The organism is Arthrobacter sp. P4_F11, from assembly GCF_056401395.1.
In genome coordinates, this window is the sequence record NZ_JBFUJK010000028.1 from 1 (window position 1) to 20512 (window position 20512).

Annotated in this window: 23 protein-coding genes; 11 read left to right on the forward strand and 12 right to left on the reverse strand. The window is 65.7% G+C overall.

What is annotated here, in order from left to right; translation table 11 throughout:
* Positions 1-270 (forward strand): hypothetical protein (locus tag AC1DRO_RS20515; protein WP_476952244.1); only part of this gene is annotated, 270 nt, incomplete at its 5' end.
* A 62-nt stretch (positions 271-332) separates the two neighbouring features.
* Here AC1DRO_RS20515 and cls read toward each other — a convergent pair.
* From cls to AC1DRO_RS20540, 5 genes are all read right to left on the reverse strand, one after another.
* A complete protein-coding gene (gene cls / locus AC1DRO_RS20520; RefSeq protein WP_476952245.1) occupies positions 333-1799 on the reverse strand; it encodes a cardiolipin synthase in 1467 nt (488 codons plus the stop codon).
* A gap of 383 nt (positions 1800-2182) precedes the next feature.
* Entirely contained in the window at positions 2183-2587 is a 405-nt protein-coding gene (locus tag AC1DRO_RS20525) for a universal stress protein (protein WP_459385017.1), read from the reverse strand.
* Positions 2584-4116 (reverse strand): tripartite tricarboxylate transporter permease, encoded by a 1533-nt coding sequence (locus AC1DRO_RS20530; RefSeq protein WP_459385018.1) that lies wholly within the window; start codon positions 4114-4116, stop codon positions 2584-2586. The genes AC1DRO_RS20525 and AC1DRO_RS20530 overlap by 4 nt, the downstream gene beginning before the upstream one ends.
* 9 nt (positions 4117-4125) lie before the next feature.
* The gene (locus AC1DRO_RS20535) at positions 4126-4722 is read right to left on the reverse strand and encodes a tripartite tricarboxylate transporter TctB family protein (RefSeq protein WP_476952262.1); all 597 of its coding nucleotides are present in this window, start codon (positions 4720-4722) and stop codon (positions 4126-4128) included.
* On the reverse strand, positions 4722-5723 hold the full coding sequence (locus AC1DRO_RS20540; protein WP_476952246.1) for a Bug family tripartite tricarboxylate transporter substrate binding protein: 1002 nt from the start codon (positions 5721-5723) through the stop codon (positions 4722-4724). Before AC1DRO_RS20540 ends, AC1DRO_RS20535 begins: the two co-directional genes overlap by 1 nt.
* 142 nt (positions 5724-5865) lie before the next feature.
* Between AC1DRO_RS20540 and AC1DRO_RS20545 the strand changes: the two genes are divergently transcribed.
* From AC1DRO_RS20545 to AC1DRO_RS20580, 8 genes are all read left to right on the forward strand, one after another.
* Positions 5866-6750, forward strand: coding sequence for a LysR family transcriptional regulator (locus tag AC1DRO_RS20545; RefSeq protein ID WP_476952247.1), 885 nt, complete (start codon positions 5866-5868; stop codon positions 6748-6750).
* A 129-nt stretch (positions 6751-6879) separates the two neighbouring features.
* Positions 6880-7794 (forward strand): 5-dehydro-4-deoxyglucarate dehydratase, encoded by a 915-nt coding sequence (kdgD, locus tag AC1DRO_RS20550; RefSeq protein ID WP_476952248.1) that lies wholly within the window; start codon positions 6880-6882, stop codon positions 7792-7794.
* Positions 7795-7805: 11 nt separating this feature from the next.
* The gene (locus tag AC1DRO_RS20555; RefSeq protein WP_476952249.1) at positions 7806-9437 is read left to right on the forward strand and encodes an aldehyde dehydrogenase (NADP(+)); all 1632 of its coding nucleotides are present in this window, start codon (positions 7806-7808) and stop codon (positions 9435-9437) included.
* Positions 9434-10762, forward strand: coding sequence for an enolase C-terminal domain-like protein (locus AC1DRO_RS20560; RefSeq protein ID WP_476952250.1), 1329 nt, complete (start codon positions 9434-9436; stop codon positions 10760-10762). The genes AC1DRO_RS20555 and AC1DRO_RS20560 overlap by 4 nt, the downstream gene beginning before the upstream one ends.
* Before the next feature lie 185 nt (positions 10763-10947).
* Positions 10948-11868 (forward strand): AEC family transporter, encoded by a 921-nt coding sequence (locus AC1DRO_RS20565; RefSeq protein WP_476952251.1) that lies wholly within the window; start codon positions 10948-10950, stop codon positions 11866-11868.
* A 117-nt stretch (positions 11869-11985) separates the two neighbouring features.
* On the forward strand, positions 11986-13113 hold the full coding sequence (locus AC1DRO_RS20570) for an L-talarate/galactarate dehydratase (RefSeq protein WP_476952252.1): 1128 nt from the start codon (positions 11986-11988) through the stop codon (positions 13111-13113).
* A 10-nt stretch (positions 13114-13123) separates the two neighbouring features.
* Positions 13124-13828, forward strand: a complete 705-nt coding sequence (locus tag AC1DRO_RS20575; protein ID WP_476952253.1) for a FadR/GntR family transcriptional regulator — start codon at positions 13124-13126, stop codon at positions 13826-13828.
* 175 nt (positions 13829-14003) lie between these two features.
* On the forward strand, positions 14004-15368 hold the full coding sequence (locus AC1DRO_RS20580) for an MFS transporter (RefSeq protein ID WP_476952254.1): 1365 nt from the start codon (positions 14004-14006) through the stop codon (positions 15366-15368).
* Positions 15369-15432: 64 nt separating this feature from the next.
* Here the strand turns inward: AC1DRO_RS20580 and AC1DRO_RS20585 are convergent, their stop codons facing one another.
* Together AC1DRO_RS20585 and AC1DRO_RS20590 are read right to left on the reverse strand one after the other, a co-directional pair.
* On the reverse strand, positions 15433-15621 hold the full coding sequence (locus AC1DRO_RS20585; RefSeq protein WP_476952255.1) for a hypothetical protein: 189 nt from the start codon (positions 15619-15621) through the stop codon (positions 15433-15435).
* Between the two features lie 75 nt (positions 15622-15696).
* Complete coding sequence (locus tag AC1DRO_RS20590) at positions 15697-16167, reverse strand: MarR family winged helix-turn-helix transcriptional regulator (RefSeq protein ID WP_476952256.1); 471 nt, start codon at positions 16165-16167, stop codon at positions 15697-15699.
* Between the two features lie 81 nt (positions 16168-16248).
* Between AC1DRO_RS20590 and AC1DRO_RS20595 the strand changes: the two genes are divergently transcribed.
* The gene (locus AC1DRO_RS20595; RefSeq protein WP_476952257.1) at positions 16249-16959 is read left to right on the forward strand and encodes a hypothetical protein; all 711 of its coding nucleotides are present in this window, start codon (positions 16249-16251) and stop codon (positions 16957-16959) included.
* A gap of 208 nt (positions 16960-17167) precedes the next feature.
* Here AC1DRO_RS20595 and AC1DRO_RS20600 read toward each other — a convergent pair whose 3' ends face one another.
* On the reverse strand, positions 17168-17446 hold the full coding sequence (locus tag AC1DRO_RS20600) for a hypothetical protein (protein ID WP_476952258.1): 279 nt from the start codon (positions 17444-17446) through the stop codon (positions 17168-17170).
* A gap of 180 nt (positions 17447-17626) precedes the next feature.
* Positions 17627-18007 (reverse strand): DUF7793 family protein, encoded by a 381-nt coding sequence (locus AC1DRO_RS20605; RefSeq protein ID WP_476850075.1) that lies wholly within the window; start codon positions 18005-18007, stop codon positions 17627-17629.
* 163 nt (positions 18008-18170) lie between these two features.
* Between AC1DRO_RS20605 and AC1DRO_RS20610 the strand changes: the two genes are divergently transcribed.
* Positions 18171-18473, forward strand: a complete 303-nt coding sequence (locus AC1DRO_RS20610) for a DUF4193 domain-containing protein (protein WP_028277900.1) — start codon at positions 18171-18173, stop codon at positions 18471-18473.
* 33 nt (positions 18474-18506) lie between these two features.
* Here the strand turns inward: AC1DRO_RS20610 and AC1DRO_RS20615 are convergent, their stop codons facing one another.
* The 3 genes from AC1DRO_RS20615 to AC1DRO_RS20625 all read right to left on the reverse strand — a co-directional run.
* Positions 18507-18800 carry a hypothetical protein gene (locus AC1DRO_RS20615; RefSeq protein WP_476952259.1) on the reverse strand — a complete coding sequence of 98 codons (294 nt, stop codon included), beginning with the start codon at positions 18798-18800 and terminating at the stop codon, positions 18507-18509.
* A gap of 295 nt (positions 18801-19095) precedes the next feature.
* Positions 19096-19305, reverse strand: a complete 210-nt coding sequence (locus AC1DRO_RS20620) for a hypothetical protein (RefSeq protein WP_476952260.1) — start codon at positions 19303-19305, stop codon at positions 19096-19098.
* Positions 19306-19583: 278 nt separating this feature from the next.
* On the reverse strand, positions 19584-20512 hold a 929-nt coding region (locus AC1DRO_RS20625; protein ID WP_476952261.1), incomplete at its 5' end, for a family 16 glycosylhydrolase.

Consider the following 20512-nt stretch of genomic DNA (forward strand, 5'->3'; position numbering starts at 1 on the left):
TGGGTCACCGTCGCGGAGGCCTCCGGCACGAAACCCCCGGGCCCACTCGTAACCATCACCGGCAGGCTTCACATCGAGTACACCTTCACCGGGGCCGCCATTGCCTATCTCCAACCCGTGAATGGACCGGCCCTCACCGTGCTGTCCCTGGCCAAGGCCGGCGCCGGGGCGATCGGCATCAGCCTGGCTCCGGGGACATACGCGCTGATCGTCAGCACTACCGGAGCCGTCTGGCACCTTACGGCCCAGGAATACCGGCCCTCCGGGTAGCGTCACGGTGCGCCGCCACACACCGGGCCGACCGCAGGGAAGGACTGGGACCTGACCGTTCCCTATTGAAGAGACGCGGTCAGGCGCGCCAGATTGTCGAATACTTTTTGGGCTACGGGCCGCCGGATCCAGTCTTCGAGCTGCAGCTCGCGGCTTTCCACGCGGTACCCGTCTTCGATCCCGCGAATGGCGTCCACAAAATCGCGCCCGTGCACAAGTACCGATACCTCCATGTTGAGGCTGAAGGAACGCACATCCATGTTGCTGGACCCAATCACCGCAACTTCCTCATCAATAGTGAAGTGCTTGGAGTGCAGCACCTTCGGTGCCCGGTAAAGGTAAATCCTGACGCCCGCGCGGAGCAGTGCTTCGTAGTACGAACGCTGCGCGTGATAGACCATGCTCTGGTCACCGACTTCGGAAACAAAGAGCTCGACGCTTAGCCCCCGCGCAGCTGCCGTGACAATAGCCATCAGGATGGATTCGTCCGGGACAAAGTATGGACTGGTGATGCTGACGCGGCGCTCAGCTTTGTGGATAAGCGTCGCGTAGAGCTTCAAATTGTTATCGTTGTCGAAGCTGGGGCCACTGGGCAGGACTTGCGCGTCGACGAGCGCAGAATGATGGCTGACGCCGATGGCGCCGGAATCCAGTGGCAGTATCACACCCGCTTCGCTGTACCAGTCCGTCGCGAAGACCGCATCCAGCTCCCGGACCACTGGTCCCTCAACGCGCATCATCAGTTCGTGCCACTGAAGCCCGCGCTTCAGGTTGCCCTTCGTGTCGTAGCTCGCGTCGATGAGGTTCTGGGACCCCGTGAATCCCACGCGGCCATCGACGACGCAGATCTTCCGGTGATTGCGCAGGTCCGGCCTCTGCCATTCGCCACGCCACGGCCGCACCGGCAGCATGGGGCGATATTCCGCCCCTATCTCCTGGAGGAACTCCAAGGTTTCTTTCCGGCCGGGGAACTTCAGGCCAGCCAGGTGATCGGACAGAACCCGCACGTCAACGCCACGCCGTCGTGCCCGGGCCAGCGACTGAAAATACGGCTCTGTCGTTGCGTCCAGCACGAGGATGTAAAACTCCACGTGCACATAACTTGTGGCCGAATCAATATCAGCGATCATGGCATCGAAAGCTCCGTTGTAGTCGCCCAACAGGGTCGCACTGTTGCCCGCGACCATAGGGAGCGCCCCAAGGTTGCTGTTCAACACCACCGCCGAATGCAGCCATTCCGGCCAATCAAGGCCGCGGCTTATGAACGGGCTGCCTTCAGTCCGGGCCAGGACCAGAGCGTTGACTTCGCGCTGCTTGTCCCTGCGCGCCTTGGGCAGTTTCGAGTAACCAACAAAGAAATATGCGACGGCACCAAGGATCGGTATGAAAATTATGGCGAGCACCCAGGCAATAGCAGAGGATGGACGGCGGTTCATCGACACCAGGACAGCTGCGACGGTCACGAGTAGTATGTGGGCCGCCAGCAGGAGCAAGGCAAAAGTTTCAGCGTCCTGGAAGGATCCGCGCACGGCTGCCTAAACGTACTTCAAGGCACGAACGCCGTCAGACCAGCACCCGGCTCTTGGTTCCGTCAAAATATCCCAATAGTCTTCCCGGAAACTCATTTGCTTTTCCTGCTCTCAAAGATGCGTTCTCGTTTCCGGGACGGCATGTCCCTCAGCCCTGCCTTTGGAGGGTATGACCATTGTTTGCATTAGGTCCGGCATGGGCCTCACCCGCTGCGGGTGAAATTCCGGAAATGCATGGCGCGAGCTCCGAGTCGTGTTCGACCAGCTGGGCCGGCAGGCGACTGCCATGGCCCGTGGTGGCTGCGCGCCCGCGCTCAAGCAAACGGGCCGGACCCCACCTCGGGGGTCCGGCCCGTCCACCCTTTGAGAGCCGCGAGAGCTTTCTAGGAGAGGGCCCCGTCCGCCTTCACGGCAAGGACGGGCCGGTCGGCCTGCATGAGGATGCGCTGGGCGTGGCTGCCCAGGATGAATTTGCCGACCTGTGAGCGGTGCCGCAGGCCAATGACAATCAGGGATGCGTTGACCTCGCGGGCGACGTCCAGGAATTCATCGGCGAGGTCGTCACGGTACGGCGGCTGGATCACCGTTGCCCTGATTCCGGCCTCTGTGGCCCGGCGGCCGGCCTGCTCCAGGATGTCGGAGCCGGCAACGGCTTTGTCTACCAGGGCGCCTTCGCGGGCGGAGTTGACGATCACCAGGTCTTCGTTCCTGAGCATGGCTTCGGCAATGCCGGCAGTCAGCGCGGCCTCCCCTGCCGGTGTGGGGACGAATCCGACGATGATGCTCATACCTTCTCCTTGATTTTCGTGGTGATGGGCTGTTCGCTTGGCGCCGTCGTCCTCTTCGCCAGGAGAGTCCGGATGCCCGGGAGCACGGCTACCAGGACGAACACGATGAGCAGCGTCGCGGAGATGGGGCGGGTGAAGAAGCCCGTGGGATCGCCGCCGAACACGAGAAGTGAACGGCGCAGTGAGCTCTCCAGCAGGGACCCGAGGACGAACGCCAAGACCAGCGGACCGGGTTCAAAGCCGAACTTCTTCATCAGGTATCCCACGATCCCAAACACCACGACGAGCGTCACATCGAACATGCTGTTGTTGATGGTGTAGGCACCGAGCAGCGTGATGAGGGCGGTGACCGGGGCCAGGATCGCGGCGCGGACGCGGAGGATTTTCACGAAGATTCCGACGAGGGGCAGGCTCATGATCAGCAACAGGATGTTGCCGATGTACATGGAGTTGACCACGCCCCAGAACAGCCCGGGGTCCTGCTCCACCAACTGCGGGCCCGGCGTCACACCCTGGATCAGCAGGGCACCGAACATCAGGGCCATGGTGGCGTTAGCCGGGATTCCGAGGGTCAGCAGCGGGATGAACGACGACGTTGCTGCGGCGTTGTTGGCGGTTTCCGGTCCAGCGACGCCCTCCGGGGCCCCTTTACCGAATCGTTCCGGCTGCTTGGCGCGCTTCTTCTCCATCGCATAGGAGGCCATCGATGCGATGGTGGCGCCGCCACCGGGCAAAATGCCGAGGAAGAACCCGAGGACAGAACCGCGGGCGATCGCGCCGGAGGCCTGCGTGAGATCGGTCCGTGATGGCCAGACGTTCGTGACCTTGGACGGCGCCTTGGCGGCGCGGTGCCGCTCTTCGAGGTTGTAGAGGATTTCGCCCAGGCCGAAGATGCCCATGGCGATCGGCACGAAATCAATTCCGTCGGCCAGTTCCAGGTTGCCGAAGGTGAAGCGGCTTTCGCCGGTAAAGATGTCCCGGCCGACCGTTGCCAGCAGCAAGCCGACGGCGGCGGCGATGAGTGCCTTGGTCTTGGCACCGTTGCTGATGGTGGCCACCAACAGGATGCCGAGCAGTGCGAGCGCCGAGTATTCGGCCGGGCCGAAGTCGAGGGCAAAGCTCGCCACGACGGGCGCCAAGAAGGTCAAGCCAACGATTGAGGCGGTTCCACCGATGAACGAGCCGATGGACGCCAGGCCGAGTGCGGTACCGGCCTTCCCCTGTTTGGCCATCTGGTAGCCGTCGAAGACGGTCACCACGGACGAGGCTTCGCCGGGAAGCCGCAGGAGCACGGAGGTGATGGTGCCGCCGTACTGTGCGCCGTAAAAGATGCCCGCGAGCATGATGATGGCGGTGACGGGTTCGACGTTGTAGGTCAGCGGCAGCAGGATGGCGATGGTTGCCGCGGGCCCCAGACCGGGCAGGACACCGATCAACATGCCGATGACGACGCCGATCAGGCAGTAGAGGAGGTTGCTCGGCTCCAGGACAACGGCGAATCCGTTGATCACGGGATTTAGAAAATCCACGGGGTTCTCCTAGAAGAGGTGGGGAATGGAGGTGTTGAGCGCAAGGACGAAGATTCCGTAGAACGCCGCCACGACGATCGCGCTTACCAGCAGAGTGGAGCGCCACGTTTCGCCGCCGAGGAAGCGCATCCAGATGATGCACAGGACGAGGGCGGGCAATTCAAAACCGATGGCCGGCATCAGCGCGACCATGGCGGCGAGGGTGACGAGCCCTGTCAGGGGTGCGGAGGACATGCGGGTGAACTTCTCCGCGTCCCGGTTGTGCCGCCCGACGGTCAACTGGAAGAGGCCCAGGACCACCATGACGCCGCTGATCATGAACGGCCACAGCCCGGGCTCCGGCGCTGCCGGAGTGCCGAGGCCCATGGCAACGGACAGGACCAAGGCGCCGGTGCCGACGCCGAGAACCACCAAGGAGGATGCCGCATTTGCCAGCGCTCCGGCGGCGGGCGGCTTCTCTTCCTCCCACTGCGCGGCGAGTTGCTCCGGCGTGAGGTCCTCCAGAACGTCGTCCCCGGGAGCTTCGGGGGCGTTCCCGCCGGAGGGTGCCGCGGGGCGGCTGCCCCCTCCGGCGGGCACTGAAGAAGGTGTGGCCGTCACTTGGATCACTTCGTTCCGCTGAGGCTGATGTCGTACTTCTCCACCAGCGACTTGTACTTGGCGGCGTAGTCCTTCCACTGGGTGACGACTTCCTCGCCGGAGATTTCCTTCGGGGTCAGCATGTTCTTCTTGTTGAATTCCTTGTAGGAATCGGACTTGAGGGTCTCCTTGATGGCAGCGAGCAGCTTGTCCTTCACGTCCTTGGGCGTTCCTTTGGGAGCGGCGACGGCGCGATACTGCGCCACGGGAACGTCGTAACCGGATTCCTTGGCCGTAGGCACATCCGGGAGGAAGGAGTTCCGCTCCTCCGAAAAGACGAGCAGCGGTGTGACCTTTCCGGCCTTGATCTGCGGCATGGCTTCGCCGAGCTGGATGGTGGACACTTCTACCTGGTTGCCGAGGACCGCGGTGAGGGCTGGCTTGCCGCTGTCGAACGGTACATCGGTGCCCTTGACGCCGGCCTGCTTGAACAGGACGGTCTGTGCCAGCTGGCTGCCGGTGCCCACGCCGGTGGTGCCGAACGTGATATTGCGCCCTGCTCCGGTCAGGTCCTTGATGCTGTTGAAGCCAGAGGCCTTGCTGGCGACCAGCACGTAGTCGTCCTGCGACAGGCCGGCAATGATGTCCAGGTCGTCGATGCTGACGGCCTCATCCGCGGTGACCGCAAGCGGGGTGATCGTGATCAGGGACGCGGTGACCAGAAGGAGGTTCTGGCCGTCGGCGGGCTTGCCGGCAACTTCCTTTGTGGCCAAGGCGCCGTTGGCCCCTGGCTTGTTCACCACAGGCATCGGGGCGCCGAGGGTTTTGGAAGCGCCCTCGGAGATGGCGCGGGCAATCAAGTCGGTGCTGCCGCCGGCGGCCTGGCCCACGGTGAGGCTTACGGGCCCGTTCGGATATTTTGAAGAATCGGTACTGCCGCCGGCAACATTGCCGCAGGCCGTCAGCGCCAAGAGCGTGACGGCGGAGGCCGCTCCAAGTAGGGTGCGGCGCGAAGGGAAGTGCATCATTGAAACTCCTCATTGATGGTCAGGGCCAGCGCCCCGGAAGCATGTGAACCGCGTCACTGCCGGTTCGCTGTGTCGAGTGTAGGGAGCGGCTATGATGCATGTCTAAGCCCAAATATGCATCGAGTGATACCGGGAAGGCATCATGTTTACCTTTGACCAGCTGGCCGGATTCATCGCGGTGGCAGAAGAGCTTCACTTCGGCCGCGCGGCGGAACGCCTGAACATGACCCAGCCTCCGCTGAGCCGGCAGATCCAAAAGCTGGAGAAGGCCGTCGGCGCCGAGCTGCTGGAACGGGACAACCGGAAGGTCCAGCTGACCCCGGCGGGAACCGCCTTCCTGGAGGAAGCCAGGCGGTTGCTGGCCCTCGCCGAACGCGCCCCTGTCACCGCCCGCCGGATCGCCTCGGGCCGCTCCGGCCTTCTGCGAATCGGTTTCACCGCGGCCAGCGGGTTCAGTATCTTGGGGCCCCTGCTGGAGGAGATCTCGGCGATCCTTCCCGACGTCGACGTCGACCTGCAGGAAATGGTGACCGGTGAACAGATCCAGGCCCTGGAAACGGGAGAACTGGACCTGGGGCTGGCACGTCCGCCCTTCGACAAAGACGTTTTTGATTCGCGGCTTCTGTACCGCGAATCCATGATGGTGGCCGTTCCGGCCGGCCATCCCCTGGCCCGCCGCGGCGGCATTGTCGGGAACGAGGACCTCAAGGACGAGGCCCTCATCATGCATTCGCCGCTGCAGGCCCGGTACTTCTACGACCTCGTGATCCGCATGCTGCCGGTGCAGCACGGCAACGTGGTCCACACGGTCAGCCAGATCCTCACCATGGTCTCGCTGGTGGCGGCCAAACGCGGAGTCGCCTTTGTGCCCCGGTCCGCCACAGCGCTGGGCATCCAGGGGGTCGAATTCCTCCCGCTGGCCAGCAGCCACGGCGAACCCGTGGAGCTCCATGCCATCTGGGGCCGTAAAGTGAGCAATCCCGCCCTGTCGCGGCTGCTCGGCGCCCTGGACTTCCAGCTGGACTAAGGTCGCCACAATGCACTGAAGGTATCAATGCATTCAATAATGCACTTGGACAGGCATGAGGCAGCAAACCTAGTCTGAAGGGGAACCGCACTTCCCCGCCGACTCGGCGCATACCCGGAGGACCCCACCGTGGCAAAATACGCACCCCAGGAACTGGCCAACGTCCTCAAGGACGGCCTGCTCTCCTTCCCCGTCACCTCGTTCGACGAACAGCTCCAGTTCGACGAAGAGAACTACCGCAAACACCTCGCCTGGCAGGCCAGCTTCCCGGTCGCCGGACTCTTCGCGGCCGGCGGAACCGGGGAGGGCTTCTCACTGACTCCGGCCGAGTCCGAGCGCGTCGTCCGCGCCGCCGTCGGGGAAGTCGGCAGCATCGTCCCGGTCCTGGCCTCCGCCGGCGGCTCCACCGCCCAGGCCATCGAAAACGCCCGCGCCGCCGAGGCCGCCGGCGCCGACGGCATCCTGCTGCTCCCGCCCTACCTCACCGAGGCGGACCAGGGCGGCCTGATCGACCACGTCAGCGCCATCTGCCGGTCCACCTCCCTCGGTGTCATCATCTACAACCGTGCGAACGCGATCTACAAGGACACCACCGTCGCCACGCTGGCCGACCGCCACCAGAACCTGATCGGCTTCAAGGATGGAGTCGGAGACCTCGAACACGACGCCCGGGTCTACGCCAAGCTCGGCGACCGCCTGTTCTACCTCGGCGGCCTCCCCACGGCCGAGACGTTCGCCCTCCCGCTGCTGCAGCTGGGCATGAGCACCTATTCCAGCGCCATGTACAACTTCGTGCCGCAGTTTGCGCTGGACTTCTACCAGGATGTCCGCAACCACGACCGGGTGGCCGTGTACAAGAAGCTGAACGAGTTCGTGATCCCCTACCTGGACATCCGCGACCGGGTGAAGGGCTACTCCGTCTCGATCGTCAAGGGCGGACTGGCCGCGATTGGCCGCTCCGCCGGCGGGGTCCGCCCGCCGCTGCAGAACCTGGCGCCCCAGGACCTCGCAGACCTCAAGTCCCTTATCGCCACCGTTTCCTAGGAGGACGCACCGTGACACTCACCGGACGCTCACTCATTGCCGGCCAGGCCGTCGCCGGGGACGGCGCGACGGCGTACGCCTTCAATCCCGCCACGAACGAACGGCTCGAACCCGGCTACACGCTGCTCACCGGGGAACAGCTGAAGGACGCCACCGCAGCGGCCGCCGCGGCCTACCCCTCCTTCAGCACGCTCGACCCGGAAACCCACGCCCGGTTCCTTGAGGCCATTGCCGGGAACATCGAGGCGATTGGCGAGGAACTCATCACCCGAGCGGGCCTCGAGACCGGACTACCGGCCGCCAGGCTCCAGGGCGAGCGGGCGCGCACCACCGGCCAGCTCCGGCTCTTCGCCGGCGTCGTACGCCAAGGGGATTACCGCGGGGTCCGGATCGACCCGGCGCTGCCGGACCGCGCTCCGCTGCCGCGAGCGGACATCCGGCAGCGGCAGATCCCGCTGGGTCCCGTCGCCGTTTTTGGTGCGAGCAACTTCCCGCTGGCCTTCTCGACGGCGGGCGGCGACACCGCCTCCGCCCTCGCCGCCGGCTGCCCCGTGGTCTTCAAGGCCCACAATGCGCATCCGGGCACCGGCGAACTCGTCGGCCAGGCCATCGCCAAGGCCGTCCGCGACACCGGGCTGCACCCGGGCGTGTTCTCGCTGATCTACGGTCCGGGCAGCAGCATCGGCCAGGCGCTCGTCGCCGATCCAGCCATCAAGGCCGTCGGCTTCACCGGATCGCAGTCCGCCGGCATCGCCCTGATGCGCACCGCCGCCGCCCGGCCCGAACCCATTCCCGTCTATGCGGAAATGTCCTCGCTCAACCCGGTGTTCGTCTTCCCCGGCGCCCTCGACGGCAACGCCGAAGAAATTAGCGTGCTCGCCCGGCAGTACGTTGCCGCCGTCACCGGCAGCTCCGGGCAGCTGTGCACCTCCCCCGGCCTCCTGTTCGCCCCCGCCGGCGCGGCCGGCGACGCCTTTGGCGCCGCCGTCGGCCGGGCCGTGTCTTCATGCGCCGGGCAGACCATGCTGACCGAAGGCATCGCCGGGTCCTGGCACGCCGGAGCCGATGCACTGGGTTCCGCCGGGAACGTCAGCGTCGTCGGCCAGGGCGCCGACGGGGCGACGAAGAACGCCCCGGCTCCGGCCATCTTCGGCACGTCTGTCGCCGAGTTCGTGTCCAACCCCGTCCTGCACCAGGAAATCTTCGGCGCCGCCAGCCTGATGATCCGCTACTCCACCACCGAGGAGCTCGTTGACGCCGCCCAGCGGCTCGAAGGCCAGCTCACGGCCTCCCTGCAACTGACCGAGTCGGACTACCGCGCCGCTGCCCACCTCATCCCGGTGTTGGAGCAAAAGGTCGGCCGGATCATCGTCAACGGCTGGCCGACCGGCGTCGAAGTTGGCCACGCCATGGTGCACGGCGGCCCGTTCCCCGCCACATCCGACACCCGGACCACGTCCGTGGGTACATTGGCAATCTGCCGGTTCCTGCGCCCCGTCGCCTACCAGAACCTGCCACAGGAACTGCTCCCGGCGCCGCTGCAGGACCCCAACCCGTGGCGGCTGAACCGCCGGATCGACGGCGTCGTTCAAGCCTCCGCGGCAGAAGAGGCAGCAACAGAGAAAGCAGAGGTCAACGCGTGAGCACGCAGCCCACCATTGCCCACGTTGAAGTGGTCCCCGTTGCGGGGCACGACAGCATGCTGATGAACCTCAGCGGCGCGCACGGCCCGTTCTTCACCCGCAACATCGTTCTTATCACCGATTCGAATGGCCGCACCGGACTCGGCGAAGTGCCGGGCGGGGAAAAGATCCGCGCCACCATCGCGGAGGCCGGCGTCTTCCTGGCCGGCCAGCCGGTGGCCCGCTACCGCTCCCTGCTCCGGGACGTCGCGGCGAAGTTCGCCGACCGCGACGCCGGCGGCCGCGGCCTGCAGACCTTTGACCTGCGCACCACCGTCCATGCCGTCACCGCGATCGAATCCGCCCTCCTTGACCTGCACGGTCAGTTCCTCGGCGTCCCCGTCGCGGAACTGCTCGGCGACGGCCAGCAGCGCAGCTCGGTGCCCATGCTCGGTTATCTGTTCTTCATCGGCGACCCCGGCCGAACGGATTTGCCGTACCTGGTGGAGGACGCGCCGGCGGACCGGTGGGAAAAGCTCCGCCGGCAGGAGGCCATGACACCGGAGGCCGTGGTGGCCCTGGCCGAGGCCGCCCAGGAACGCTACGGATTCAGCGACTTCAAGCTCAAGGGCGGCGTGCTCTCCGGCGACGCCGAGGTGGATGTGGTGACGGCCTTGGCTAGGCGTTTCCCGGAGGCCAGGATCACCCTTGATCCCAACGGCGCCTGGCTCCTGGAGGAGGCCATCCGGCTGGGCCAACGCATGCAGGGCATTGTGGCCTACGCCGAGGACCCCTGCGGCGCGGAAGGCCGCTTCTCCGGACGCGAGGTCATGGCCGAATTCCGCCGCGCCACCGGGCTGAAGACCGCGACGAACATGATCGCGACGGACTGGCGCGAAATGTCCCATGCCATCCGCAGCAACGCCGTGGACATCCCACTCGCGGACCCGCATTTCTGGACCATGCACGGTTCCGTCCGGGTGGCCCAGATGTGCGCCGAATTCGGCCTGACCTGGGGATCGCACTCGAACAACCACTTCGACATCTCGCTCGCCATGTTCACCCACACCGGGGCGGCCGCCCCGGGAGAAATCACGGCGCTGGACACGCATTGGATCTGGCAGGACGGCCAGGGGCTCACCAAGGAACCACTGCAGATCAAGGACGGTGCGATCAGGGTTCCGGACGCTCCGGGCCTCGGAATCGAGCTGGACCGCGCCGCTCTGGACAAGGCACACCAGCTGTACCTGGAACACGGCCTCGACGCCCGCGACGACAGCATCGGCATGCAGTACTACATTGACGGCTGGTCCTTCGACCCCAAACGGCCCTGCCTGATTCGATAGAGACTGCTCGATAGGGACTGCTCACTAGGGTCTGTTCGCTAGGGACTGTCCGCCGGGCAGCATCCCTGAGGCGGATCCCCACCGCTGCCGCACGGCCGGCCCTTCTGGCGCAGGAGAGGCTTCGGCCGTGCGGCATCCCGCTTCCGGCTCCCCTGGCCGCAGGCACCCGACACGAAGGACCAATCTTGGGCGGCGTTCTCACCGGCATACTGATCGTCGCCTCCGTCATCGCCGTCGGATATCTCTCGGCCCGGCTGCGGATCCTCGGACCGGAAGTCCAGGGCGCCCTGACCCGCACGGCGTATTACATCACCAACCCGGCACTGCTGTTCACGGTGGTGGCCGGCAGCGATATCCGGGCCGCGCTCGGAACTGATGCCCCGCTGGCGCTGCTTTCCGCGGCGGCCGTGGGGCTGCTCTATTCCCTGCTGAGTGTCCTGTTCTTCCGCCGGCCGGTGGCAGAGACAGCCGTCGGCGCGATGGCCAGCAGCTACGCGAACGCCAACAACATCGGGATCCCCGTCTCTCTCTACGCCGTGGGAACGGCCCAGCACGTGGCTCCCGTCCTGTTGGCACAGATCCTCGTCCTGGCGCCGGTCTATTTGACCCTGCTGGGTGTTGCATCGGGGTCCAGGATCTCTTGGCGGAAAATGCTGCTGCAGCCTTTAGCCAACCCCATGATCATCGCCTCCGGCCTGGGCGCGGCGGTCGCACTGACCGGCTGGACAGTTCCGGAACTGCTGCTGAAACCCGTCGACATGCTCGCCGGCGGCGCCGTCCCCATGGTGCTGCTGGCCTTCGGACTGTCCCTGGCCGGCAAGGCCCCGCTGCAAAAGGGCGACGGGCGCACTGAATCGCTCGTCGCCACCTTCCTGAAGATCGCAGGCATGCCCGTGATCGTCTGGGCGCTGGGCCGCTTCGTCTTCGGCCTCGAGGGGCAGCACCTGTTGGCCATCGTGATCATGGGCGCGCTGCCCACGGCCCAGAATGTCTTCCTCTTCGCCTCCCCGTACCAGCGCGGCGTGATCGTGGCCCGGGACGTCATCCTGTGCACCACCCTGCTCTGCGCCGGCTCTTTGCTGGTCATCGCCTGGCTGCTTGGCTGACTGCTGCGAAACACTCTTCCAGAACTTGTTATACAAGTAACTTGTTATACAAGTAACTCACTTGTAGCATAAGTTGAGCGGGGCGGAGTTGCCTCGCAGGAACTTTCAGGGAGAACCATGACCAGCGTTGATCTCATCCGCCATGTAAAGCTGTCCACGGCCAGGCTTCCACTCGCCGTTCCGATCAGTGACGCGAAAGTGTTCACCGGACGCCAGAAGCCGATGACCGAGGTCGTGTTCCTTTTCGCCGAAATCACCACCGAACAGGGCCACAGCGGAATCGGTTTCAGCTACTCCAAGCGCGCCGGCGGGCCGGCCCAGTACGCCCACGCCAGGGAAGTCGCCGAAGGCATCATCGGCGAGGACCCGAACGACATCGGCCGGCTCTACACCAAACTTCTCTGGGCCGGGGCGTCCGTGGGCCGCTCCGGAGTGGCCACCCAGGCGCTGGCCGCAATCGACATCGCGCTCTACGACCTCAAGGCCAAGCGCGCCGGCCTGCCGCTGGCCAAGTTCCTGGGCGCCTACCGTGACTCCGTGCAGACCTACAACACGTCAGGCGGCTTCCTCAACGCCTCCCTGGCCGAGGTCAAGGCCCGCGCCACCGTCCTGCTGGACGAAGGCATCGGCGGCATCAAGATCAAGGTCGGCCTTCCGGACACCGCCGAGGACCTGCGCCGCGTTGCCGGCATCCGCGAGCACATTGGCTGGGACGTCCCACTCATGGTGGACGCCAACCAGCAGTGGGACCGCGCCACCGCACTGCGGATGGGCCGCCGGCTGGAAGAATTCAACCTCGTCTGGATCGAGGAACCGCTTGACGCGTACGACTTCGAGGGCCACGCGGACCTCGCACGCGCCCTGGACACCCCCATCGCCACGGGCGAGATGCTGGCCTCGGTCGCGGAGCACAGGGGCCTGATCAGCGCCAACGGCTGTGACATCATCCAGCCTGATGCCCCGCGCGTCGGCGGCATCACCCAATTCCTGCGCCTGGCCGCCCTGGCCGACGAGCGCGGACTCGGCCTCGCCCCGCACTTCGCCATGGAAATCCACCTCCACCTCGCCGCAGCCTACCCGCGCGAGCCCTGGGTGGAACACTTCGACTGGCTCGATCCGCTGTTCAACGAGCGCCTCGAAACCAAGAACGGCCGCATGCTGGTCCCGGACCGCCCCGGGCTGGGCATCTCCCTCAGCGGGCAGGCGCGCGCCTGGACCACAGAATCTGTGGAATTCGGCAAGTAACCTTGAAGCCATGAGCCGGAACCTGACCGCGGACCTCGCGAGCGATCTTCGACGCCGCATCGTCGACGGCGTCCTTGCGCCGGGCGCGAAGCTGCCCAGCGAAAACACCCTGATCAGCGAATTCGGCGTCAGCCGGACCGTGGTCCGTTCGGCGCTGACCCGGCTGCAGGCTGAGGGGCTCGTCGAAACCGAACGCGGGCGGGGCAGCTTCGCGCTGACCCCGCCGCCGGACGGCCCGCAGCAGTCAGCCGGCAGCCGCCCCGTGGCCAGCCTGGAAGACCGCCTGTGGCAGCTGGAGTTCCGCATCGCGGTGGAGTCCGAGGCTGCGGCCCTCGCCGCCCGGAACCACACAGACCGGCAGCTGAGCGCCGTCCGGAAGGCCTTTGAAGACTTCGTGGACAGTGCGGCCCACCCGGGACACGCCATGAAGGCTGACTACGAGTTCCACCGGGCCATTGCCGCAGCCTCCGGAAACCCCTTTTACTCCGACTGCCTCGCATCCCTGGGGCCGACCATGATCGCGATGCCCCGCGGCCGGCTCGTGGGCAGCGGCGAGCCTGATGCGCGCGGGCATTTCGACCAAGTGGTGCAGGAACACGAATCAATCGTCGCCGCCATCGCGGAGGGCGACGGACCGTCGTCGTCAGCGGCGATGCGGAGCCATCTGGCAAATTCCCGACGGCGGCTGCGGGCCGCCGCTCCCGGCCACGGCTGACCCCAGGGCCCGGACATCGGGCGGGGACTTCCAGTCCCTCAAGGTATCCATCGATGCAATTAATGTGTTGGACGGGCATTACCGCCGCCGAATAAAGTGAAGAATCGCTGTGGCGAGGGCCACAATCAACTGCCCGCCCCGGCCGACCAGCTTCGCCAATTCAAAGGAAATCTCCATGCAGTCTGTCGACAACGCTGTCACGGACGTGGCCTTGGCCACGAAAAAGTTCTTCAAGCGGGTGCTGCCCATCATGCTCGTCATGTTGGTCTGCAACCAGCTCAACCGGTCCAACATCGGCTATGCCCAGGAGCATCTGCACGCGGATGTCGGCATCGGCGCCGCCGCCTACGGGTTCGGGGCCGGGCTGTTCTTCATCGCCTACGCAATCTTCGAACTGCCCAGCAACGTGATGATGGAGAGGTACGGCGCCAAGGTCTGGCTGGCCAGGATCATGATCAGCTGGGGCATCGTCTCTTTTCTGATGGTGTTCGTGCAGAGCGAGACCATGTTCTACGCCCTGCGGTTCCTCCTCGGCGCCGCAGAAGCCGGCTTCTTCCCCGCCGTCATCTTCTACTTCGCCCGCTGGGTGCCGGCAGGCCAGCGGGGCAAAGCAACAGCGATCTTCATCGCAGGCTCCTCGGTCGCCGCGGCACTCTCCGGCCCGATCGCCGGAATGCTGCTCAGCCTCCACGACGTCCTGGGATTCCGCGGCTGGCAGTGGCTGTTCGGCTTCGAGGGGTTGCTTTCCGTGGTTGTCGGCATTGCGGTGTTCTTCGTCCTTGACGCCAAGATCGCGGACGCCACATGGCTGACAGCGGGCGAGAAGTTTGCCCTCACCGCGGCGATTGCGGACGAGGACGCCCAGCACGCCCCCGCCTCAGGCGGGAATCCCAGCGGGAAGATCAACCGCTGGAAGATGCTCCTGAACCCCCAGATCCTCCTCCTTTGCGGCATCTATTTCTCCGTGCAGCTCTCCATCTACGCCAACACGTTCTGGCTGCCCAGCATCGTCAAGCAGATCCCGGGGACCACGGACCTGAGCGTCGGATTCCTCTCCGCCATCCCTTGGGTCTGCGCCGTGATTGCCATGTACTTCGCCGCCAAGTGGCAGGACAAGGCCAAGTCCAAGCGGCCCCTCCTCGTCGCTGCGCTCCTGGTCGCCGCCGTCGGAACGCTCGCAGCCGCCGTCGCCTCCCCGGTCCCGGCCCTCGTGTTCCTGGCCATCGCCGCCATGGGATTCAAGAGCGCGTCACCGTTGTTCTGGACCATCCCCCAGTCAGGCCTGCACCCCCTCATCCTCGCGCCGGCCATTGCCATCATCAACTCCCTGGGCAACCTCGGTGGCTTCGTGGCGCCGTTTGGTTTCGGCATCATCAAGGAGCAGACCGGCAGCGTCATCCCGGGGCTCTTCGCCCTCGCAGCGGCATCGACAATCGCCGCCGGCCTTGTCTACTTCCTCAAGGAGTGCAAGTCCGAGGCCGCGGCAGGGCCCGTGGCTGCGCCCGAGGAGGCGCCGGCGTTCGCCGTGGCCGCCAAGTAGACGGCACGGAAAGGATAGGCAGGCGCCCGACGGGCGCCTGCATTTCCCATCGCCCATGCCGCGCTCAGTGGCTGTTGCGTGCGTCCTGCAGGTGCCGGTCGAGCTTTTCTTCGGCTTCGCGGCGCCGCTGACCGATGATGCGCAGCTGCTGCGTGAGCGGATTTCCGTAGCCATCAACGTCGCGGTGATGCGTGCCCTTCAGGCGCTCGGGGCTGGAGGGCAAGGTCACCCGCGGTTCAGTATTTTCGCCCATACCGGGATGATCCCACACTGCCCGCCGGCTGAAAAGGACGGCTATTGCCTCGAAGAACCGGCCGGCACGCCGGGTTCACTCCGGCCGCGTGTCCCGGTGCAGGTCCGTGTCGAGGGCATGGGCGCTGGCCAACCTGGCCAGCAGGATCCCCAGCTGCGCAGACTGTTCGCTGGTGAGCGGGGCCAGGAGTTCGGCCTCGTGCCGTTCGGCGATTCCGCGCAGTGCTCCGAGAACCTTCGTGCCCTCGGCCGTCAGCCGGAGCTCGTAGTTCCGCCGGTCGGCACTGCTGCGCTCGCGGGCAACCAGCCCTCGCGTTTCCAGCGAGTCGATGAGGGGAACCACGCGGCTCGGCACCGCCCCGAGGCGGTCGGCCAGGGACCGCTGGCTCAGTCCGGGGCTGCGGCCGAGCAGGCGGAGCACGCCCGCGTCGCTTGGGGTCAGGCCGATCTCGCGGGTGTGCTCGGCGAATCGTGCCGATGCCAGCGCCCCGAGCTGGGACAGCAGGAAAGCGGTTCGCTTCGGCCGCGGCGGATCCGGTGAGTCCATGCCACAATATTACGCCATTGACAGAATCATTCAACAGGTGAATCATTTTAGTTGTGACGTAATTATCGGAAAGAAGCGATCATGACTGACCTGTCCTCCCACCACACTGCTCCCTCGACGCGATCCGGCGGCCCCAACCCGGGCATCCTGGCGGCCGTGAGTCTGGGACTCACGATCGCGGCCCTGCTCAGCAGCGCGATCCTCACCAACGGGCAGGCCTACGTCTCGCCCTTCTCCCCCGCCGGCCAGGTCGCGGCATATTTTCACGGGAACACCGACGCCGTGCGGCTCGCCTGCCTGTTCCAATTCGGCTCAGCGGTCCCGCTCGGCATCTTTGCGGCCACCGTTTACGCCCGGCAGCTCCGGCTTGGCGTGCGCGTCCCTGGGCCCGCAATCGGCTTCTTTGGCGGCATTGCCGCCTCGGTGTTCCTCATGCTCTCGGCCGCCGTGGGGTGGGTCCTGAGCCGCCCGGAAATCACCACCGATGTGCCATTGACCCATGCATTGTCGTTTCTCGCATTCATCACGGGCGGCGTCGCCTATGTGGTCGGCTTGGGACTCCTCGTTGCCGGAATCGCCGTCCCCGCCCTCATCCTGCGCTTCGTGCCGCGCTGGCTGGCCTGGGCCGGCCTGGTCATCGCCGCGCTGTCCGAGCTGAGTTTCCTCTCCATGGTGATCGAGCCGCTCCAGTTCCTGCTGCCCGTCGGGCGGTTCGGCGGCCTGCTCTGGCTTGTTGCCGTCGGATTCCTGTTGCCGCGGAGCCGGGCTGCCGCGAATCGACGCGAACCCTGAGCCTGTCGAGCTGGCCGCCCGGTCTAGGCTCCCTCCCCGGAAAGGCCTCCGAGCACGCCCGCGTCCGCGCGGCCGTAGCGCACGCGCTCGATGGGACGATGATGCAGCAGGGGTTGGCGGGCGGCTGAACGGCGCCCGGGCGACCGTCCGGCGCCTGATGTCGAGGGCTGTGCGGGCGTTTCCGCCGCCCCTTCGTCCTTGACGAGTGTCAGGTCGGTTCGGCGGTCCCGGGCAGTTTCTTCCCGGAGGCGATCAGGTGTTCCGCCAGCGCTACTTCCGGCCGGCCCGGGTTGGCCTGCAGCAAACGGCACAGCTGCTCCCGTGCACGGGCGTGCCCCGGCGAAGAATCAGACAGCACTTCGGCGATGATCTCGGTGGCCTGCAGGCGTATCCCCCGCGCCCAGTTGTCCTCCGGCCCGTTGACCAACGCGTCCGTGGTGGTGTGTCCGTGTGAGGGTTCCGCACGGGACGTCAACTCAATGGACATTGGCTATTCCTTTGTTCCCGTTCCGGTAGAGCCCGGAACCGGCCACGATCCCGAGAGCCCTGCATACATTCCTGGAGCCAGCGGGGCGGAAGACCGTGAAGACACTTTACAACGGGAAAGACCGGTCTGTCTCGGATCGGGAGCGGATTTGAATGCGGTGCCAGACCCTGTGGCAATTGTCTAATCGCGGCTCTGGATGACTTCCTTCAGCCATGCGATTGCGTCGGTCCTGGACGTAAAGAACTCGTGCGGGTACTTGGTCTCCCGGCTCGTGGCGGAAGCGATCACCCTGTCGACTGTGCTGGATCCGAGGACCGCGATGGCCACCACGCCCCTGCTCTGTGCGAATTGGTATCTGGCCGCCGCGCTGAACACCACGTCGGTCATCTCGGAGAGCATTGGCATCGGCGTACCGCCACTGATCCGGTCCACGGCAAGCATGGCGTCCCTGGCATCTTCGGCGTCCACAAAGGAACCCGGGCGCCAGACGCTCTCGAGTATCCCAGCATCGACGCTGAGCGAGTTCTTCCCGTCGGCGGCGTCGATTGGTCCCTGCATCATGCCGTTGATCCTAGGCCCGAACTGCGGCGGCGCCCGGCACCGCGCCCATGGTGTGGCCGGCGAACGCCGCACGGCGTGGATTCTGGCCTCGCCTTCGGAACAACCGCGGGGTGCCATACGTTGCACTTAGCCTAGTTAAGACTCGAGAAAGAGAACAAGCCACGTGGCAACCGATTACGACGAAGTCCGCTCGGACGTTAAGGAAACCCAGGAAAACTCCCTGGAAGCACTCCAGTCCGCCAATGCACCGGACGCCCGCAGCGTCGTCCAGGAACTGGACGAGGCCGACGGGCTGGACGGGGCCGGAGTCCCCGGCGGCGAGTTCATCGCCGAAGAGCTGATTGTCCAGGTCATCCCGCAGGCCGACGACGAGTTCACCTGCAGCTCTTGTTTCCTGGTCCGGCACCGTTCCCAGATCGCCCGGCAGTCCGGCACCGATATCTACTGCACGGACTGCGAGGGCTAAAAGCGAGAAAGGCCCAAAGCCAGGTCCGTGGTCTTACTCAAATCGGGTGGCCGGGATAGGGATGCTGGAACGGACCATGCGGCTGGCGGCGATGACCGAGGCTGCGCCGCGCACCTGGTGCAGGCCGATGGTGCTGGCCATCCGGGTCAGCCACGGGCCGATGGTGACGATGCCGAGGGCGGTCAGCGCGAAGCCGCCGAGCAGCAGCGGAGAAGTCCACGGGTTGCCGTCCGTGTCGATCTTGGCCAACACGGCGCCTGTGGCCATGTCCGCCAGGCCGGCCAGCAACGGCACGGCCCGCCACAGCGTGGGCGCTTTCTCATGCACGGCCCGTGTAACACCGCGATTCCGCCGACCAGCAGCGCCGTGCGGTACAGGCTGGCGCTCTCGCCGTAGGGATTGGTGGTGAAGTCCGTGACGAAGATTGCCACCGACCCCTGGCGGAGCCGGGCCTCCGTAACGCCGGTGATGACCACCGAGGCATCGGGGCCCGGGGGGCGTCGTCGATGACGCCCGCAAACTGACCGTTCCGGTCCCCCAGCTCCTCAGCCGGAGTCGATTCGATCAGTCGTTGCAGGGCGGGCGAGGCGTAGTATTCTCCCGGGCAACGAAGGGTGCCGCGTCAGTCCCATCCCAAAGCGGGGCGGAGGTCGCGGGAAATTGACTCGAGCTGTCTCATGTAGAAGTCCACGCCGAGCTGGTTGGGGACGGTGACCAGCAACGTGTCCGCCGCGGCCACGGCCGCGTCCATGGAGAGCTCCGCAACCAGGCGCTCGGATTCACCGATGCAGCTGCGTCCGAAGCGGGCCAGCCCACCGTCGAGGTAGCCCACCTGATCCCGGGCGTCGGCCTGCGCACGGTGTCGCTGCTACTGCCGGCAGCCGGAAGGCCAGTCCGCTGGAGTCATGCTGTTGCATGGTCACTTCATTCATAACATCAGAGCCAGGGGCGATCAGCGGCTAGGGCGGAGTTGCCCGCGTAGGTGTCAGAGCAAGGCAGGGATCCACGATTAGGATGAGCCGCACTACCTCAAAAAATCCAGGATGGCCATGATGGCAGGGCGATCCCCGCCATCCGGGCCTCATAGGAATCCATCAGGCGGGGCCGGCGTTAGTTGTAGACCCGCACCCAGTCGACCTGCATCTGGCTCGGCTTCGTGGCGGTCCCGTCCGGGAACCAGTCAAGCTGGATGGTTTGGTGCATCCCGACCGTGGGCTGGTGCGCCGGGTCCGTGTCTGTGAACCATTGCACGCCGTCGATGTATCCGGTGATCCCGGAGGGGGTCCATTGGATCGCGTAGTTATGCCACTGGGTGGTATCGATCGGTTGTGCTGACTGCGTCTGGAAGTTCGAGCCGCTGCAGGCGTAGTGCAGGAAGAACTTGATCCTGGACGTATCGGACGTTCCTTCGGCGTAATCAATTTCGGCACAGTTGGGGGACGTGTTGTTGTTCGGCCACAGGATCAGGACCGGATGGTATTTCGGATCCCGGTCACTGGTTCTCATTCGGGCTTCCCAGCGGCCGTACCGTTGCTGGGCAAACTTGGCGGACATCCCGCCGGTAGTGCCGGCCGAGTCACCACTGACGGTGACAACGCTGCCGTCCACGGACCAAGCGTTCGGACTCCGGATCCCGTTGCCCGCATGTCCCGGGCTGTTGTAGACGCCCCATTTCAACGGATTCGGCGCTCCCGTATAGGAAAATTCGTCCCCGGTAACCACCTGGCCCCAACCGAAGACGACGGCGGCCTGGGTACCGTCGGCCGACTGGGCGGGGTTGACGGTGATCGTGCGGACGGGCGTGACCGCGTCGGGGCTGACCCCGTTGGCCGCGGCGACCGTGAACGTTGCCGCACCGGCCGCCGTCGGCGTCCCGGAGAGGACTCCGGTGGTGGTGTTCAGGCTTAGCCCGGCCGGCAGGGCACCGGAGGCGACACTGAAGGTCGGGGCCGGGTCACCGCTAGCGGCGAACGTGTACGTGTACGCAGCTCCGACCGTGGCCGTCGCCGGGGGCGTGGACGCCGTGAACACCGGGGCCG